The following is a 3,378-nucleotide window of genomic DNA, read 5'->3' as shown; positions in this document are numbered from 1 at the left end:
ACGACATGATGCGCGCAGGTCGCGACGTCGAGAAAAACGTCCTCAGCCGGGCGCTCTACCAGGTGTTGGCTCAGCGTGTTTTCGTCTACGGAAATCGCACGATCATCCTGTAACATATAGCCTCATGCCGCTCAGCTGTTCAAGACAGCGGCAGAAGGCATAAAAAACCGGCAAACGAATCTGATTTTACCGGTTCTGACTTTACAGGGGCGCGGCATTTGATATGATGCGCCCCGCTTAACGCAAAACACGTTTCAGGCCAGTGGTGGGGTTCCCGAGCGGCCAAAGGGAGCAGACTGTAAATCTGCCGTCACAGACTTCGAAGGTTCGAATCCTTCCCCCACCACCATCTTCCATTACCCCCCTCAAATTAATCCCATACTAAGAACTTACCTGTTCCCATTAGGGGGAAGGTGAGAACCTTCGACAAGGTTCGAGTCGAGCGTAGCGAGACAACGCACGTAGTGCGGCCCGAAGGGCGAGGAACGAAGTGACGAGTCATCCTTCCCCCACCACCATCTCAAAGAATTACTCCTTAGATTAATCTCACACTTAACAGTTACCCATTCCCGTTAGGGGGAAGGTGAGAACCTTCGACAAGGTTCGAGTCGAGCGTAGCGAGACAACGCACGTAGTGCGGCCCGAAGGGCGAGTCATCCTTCCCTCACTACCCGGGAGTTCCCGACAAATACGATCTTCCGCGTCATGCCATCCTGAGCCTATATTTCAGGTGTACAGGTGCTATTGATTTACCCTTTCCATCGTCCGGGCATATAGGTGAATACCGGTAATTGCCATGACCAACGAATGGCCGCCAGTCGTACGGCGAGTCCGATAAGGAAGGAAAGCAGTTGATTGATATCGTGATTGAGACCGACATGCCGGAAACCGAGATAAAGAAGCGCGACCAGTAGCGAAACACAGGCATAGAGTTCTTTACGCAGCACCATCGGCGTACGGTTGCAGAAAATATCCCGTAGAATCCCGCCGAAAATCCCCGTCGTCACGCCCGCGATAACCACAATCGTCAGCGAATAATTCAGATGAAGCGCCACATTACAGCCAATAATGGTAAATGCGATGAGCCCCATCGCGTCCAATACCAAAAACAGGCGATGCAGATGCTGCATAAAACGCGCGATGATGACGGTAAACAGACCGGCACCGACCGTAAGGTAGATGTAAGCCGGATGCTGTGTCCAGCCAATGGGGAAATTGCCGAGGAGAATGTCGCGAACGGTGCCGCCGCCCAACGCCGTGATGAAGGCGATCAGTGAAACGCCGAAAATGTCCATATTGCGGCGGCCTGCCGCCAGCGCGCCGGACATTCCTTCTGCGGTAATGGCAATAAGATAGATATAGGTCAGCACACGAGCCTCTCGTGGTTGTGCCCCTCCCTCTGTCCTTTTACCTGAGAGTTTGTGCAGCTTACGCCGCTTGCCCCTTCGGTGGGTTGTCTGGCAACCGCTCTCCAGTTGGCGTCAATAGAATATGCAGTAAGGTGACCTGAGCGATTATGGGAGTTTGCGCCTTCGGCGGGATGGCTTTTCATGGCCTCCTCTCTCCTGCGAGTCGCGGAGTATACGGGCTCTCCCGACCGCCATCAACCCTCCAATATCGATGGTTACTATCGGCGTTTCTGCACGGTCATGACCGTGACTCGCCGCCGCCATTTCTGCTACCATCACGGCACATTCTCATAACAACGGCAGCGAACATGAAGTTTGTTTCTTTTAACATCAACGGCCTGCGGGCACGGCCTCATCAACTAGCCGCAGTGGTCGAACAACACCAGCCAGACGTCATTGGTCTACAGGAAACCAAGGTACACGACGACATGTTCCCGCTGGAAGACGTCGCTCAGCATGGCTATCACGTCTTTTACCACGGCCAGAAAGGCCATTACGGCGTGGCGCTGCTGACGAAGAAAGCTCCGCTTGAGGTCCGCCGCGGTTTTCCGACCGATGAAGAAGACGCGCAGCGACGCATCATCATGGCGGATATCGACACCGCACAGGGGCCGTTAACCGTCATCAACGGCTATTTCCCTCAGGGAGAAAGCCGCGACCATCCGACGAAATTCCCTGCGAAAACGCGCTTTTATCAGGATTTGCAGAACTATATCGAAAACCATCACCCGCAAGGGCAACCGCTGGTGATCATGGGCGATCTGAATATCAGCCCGACCGATCTGGATATTGGGATTGGGGAAGAGAACCGTAAGCGTTGGTTACGTACTGGTAAGTGTTCTTTCTTGCCGGAAGAGCGTGAATGGCTGGCCCGACTGCAAAACTGGGGACTGGTGGACACGTTCCGCGCCGCCAATCCTTCCTGCAACGACCATTTTTCGTGGTTCGACTACCGTTCCAAGGGTTTTGATACCAACCGGGGCCTGCGCATCGACCTGATTCTGGCTGACAAATCTCTGGCGGAGCGCTGCACGGGCACCGGTATTGACTACGTCATCCGTGCGATGGAAAAACCATCGGATCATGCGCCTATCTGGGCAGAGTTCTCGCTCTAACGTGCATATTGGCGGGGCCGTCATTCCGCCCCGCCAGCGGTTATTTCACCATCCGCCACACCAGATTATTGGTGCTCAGCCGCTGCTTATCCTCAGCGCACTGCAACAAGACGCCTTCCATCTTGATGACCGCGCCTTCGGAATACTGCTTGTTCTGGTAGGTGCAGCAGCGAATACATTGCTGACCATTACCCTGTTGACCCGAGTTATTGCCGTTGCCCCAAATCACCTGCGGCGGCACCGGTACCACGATGTCGGTATTGGTATGACTTCCCGGGTTGGCCTGCCCCCAGAGAGGCAAAGCCAGCAGCGTTGCCGCCATAAACTGTCCCCATCGTACCGTCATGAATTTTGCTCCTTCACCTTGGGCTGAGACTTACGCCGCTTATTGGATTTCGATTTGCCGGGCGCGGGCGGCAGGCCTCGTAATAACGGCATGCTGCCACGATGCCTGACCTGCTGGATGATGTCGCACAGAGAGTCGGTCAACGGCTGCATAAAGTCCTGATAGCGACACTGCTTTTCACTGATTTTAGTCAGCGTGGACTCCCAGTGCGCGGTCATGTCCGGATGCGCCGCGCTGGGCGGCAACGAATGAATCAGCGCTCGCCCAGTTTCGCTGGCGTGAATGTAACGCCCTTTTTTCACCAGAAAAGCGCGCTTGAACAGAAGCTCGATAATTCCGGCTCGGGTCGCTTCCGTCCCTAAACCATCGGTCGCACGCAGAATTTTCTTGAGCTCTTTATCCTGCACGAACCGCGCGATCCCGGTCATGGCTGACAATAGCGTTGCATCAGTAAAATGGCGCGGCGGCTGGGTCTGACGTTCCACCACCTCGCCCCGCTCGCACAATA

5 protein-coding genes, 1 tRNA gene, 2 other RNA genes, 1 pseudogene and 1 riboswitch are annotated in these 3,378 nt (G+C 54.9%); of the genes and pseudogenes, 6 read left to right on the top strand and 3 right to left on the bottom strand.

Annotated elements, in window-relative coordinates; translation table 11 throughout:
* From Q7O77_RS16000 to Q7O77_RS15985, 4 genes and pseudogenes are all read left to right on the top strand, one after another.
* Positions 1-113 (top strand): annotated as a pseudogene (locus Q7O77_RS16000) (formyltetrahydrofolate deformylase); the annotation flags it as partial.
* A 151-nt stretch (positions 114-264) separates the two neighbouring features.
* Positions 265-349: transfer RNA gene (locus tag Q7O77_RS15995), tRNA-Tyr, on the top strand.
* Between the two features lie 44 nt (positions 350-393).
* Positions 394-518, top strand: a non-coding RNA gene (locus tag Q7O77_RS15990) — RtT sRNA.
* 45 nt (positions 519-563) lie between these two features.
* A non-coding RNA gene (locus Q7O77_RS15985) (RtT sRNA) lies at positions 564-673 on the top strand.
* 76 nt (positions 674-749) lie between these two features.
* Here the strand turns inward: Q7O77_RS15985 and Q7O77_RS15980 are convergent.
* Positions 750-1,370: a trimeric intracellular cation channel family protein gene (locus tag Q7O77_RS15980; RefSeq protein WP_304169627.1), complete on the bottom strand. Its 621-nt coding sequence runs from the start codon at positions 1,368-1,370 to the stop codon at positions 750-752.
* A gap of 19 nt (positions 1,371-1,389) precedes the next feature.
* A riboswitch (glycine riboswitch) is annotated at positions 1,390-1,485 on the bottom strand.
* A gap of 65 nt (positions 1,486-1,550) precedes the next feature.
* Here Q7O77_RS15980 and Q7O77_RS15975 point away from each other — a divergent pair.
* Together Q7O77_RS15975 and xthA are read left to right on the top strand one after the other, a co-directional pair.
* A complete protein-coding gene (locus Q7O77_RS15975) occupies positions 1,551-1,703 on the top strand; it encodes a hypothetical protein (RefSeq protein ID WP_304169625.1) in 153 nt (50 codons plus the stop codon).
* A 14-nt stretch (positions 1,704-1,717) separates the two neighbouring features.
* On the top strand, positions 1,718-2,524 hold the full coding sequence (xthA, locus tag Q7O77_RS15970; protein ID WP_304169621.1) for an exodeoxyribonuclease III: 807 nt from the start codon (positions 1,718-1,720) through the stop codon (positions 2,522-2,524).
* Positions 2,525-2,564: 40 nt separating this feature from the next.
* Here xthA and Q7O77_RS15965 read toward each other — a convergent pair whose 3' ends face one another.
* Together Q7O77_RS15965 and Q7O77_RS15960 are read right to left on the bottom strand one after the other, a co-directional pair.
* Positions 2,565-2,870, bottom strand: a complete 306-nt coding sequence (locus Q7O77_RS15965; RefSeq protein ID WP_304169618.1) for a DUF1496 domain-containing protein — start codon at positions 2,868-2,870, stop codon at positions 2,565-2,567.
* A partial coding sequence (locus Q7O77_RS15960) for a DNA topoisomerase (protein WP_304169615.1) occupies positions 2,867-3,378 on the bottom strand: 512 nt, incomplete at its 5' end. The genes Q7O77_RS15960 and Q7O77_RS15965, both read right to left, overlap by 4 nt.

The sequence above is a fragment of the Lonsdalea britannica genome (assembly GCF_946477055.1).
Classification (GTDB): domain Bacteria; phylum Pseudomonadota; class Gammaproteobacteria; order Enterobacterales; family Enterobacteriaceae; genus Lonsdalea; species Lonsdalea britannica_A.
Note: the sequence above shows the minus strand (reverse complement) of the source record. Positions and strands in the feature narration are given on the sequence as shown.

Excerpts from the sequence above, each read along its gene's own strand:
- Q7O77_RS15975 (WP_304169625.1), top strand. The coding sequence starts at position 1,551 with ATGGCCTCCTCTCTCCTGCGAGTCGCGGAGTATACGGGCTCTCCCGAC.
- xthA (WP_304169621.1), top strand. The coding sequence starts at position 1,718 with ATGAAGTTTGTTTCTTTTAACATCAACGGCCTGCGGGCACGGCCTCAT.
- Q7O77_RS15965 (WP_304169618.1), bottom strand. The coding sequence starts at position 2,870 with ATGACGGTACGATGGGGACAGTTTATGGCGGCAACGCTGCTGGCTTTG.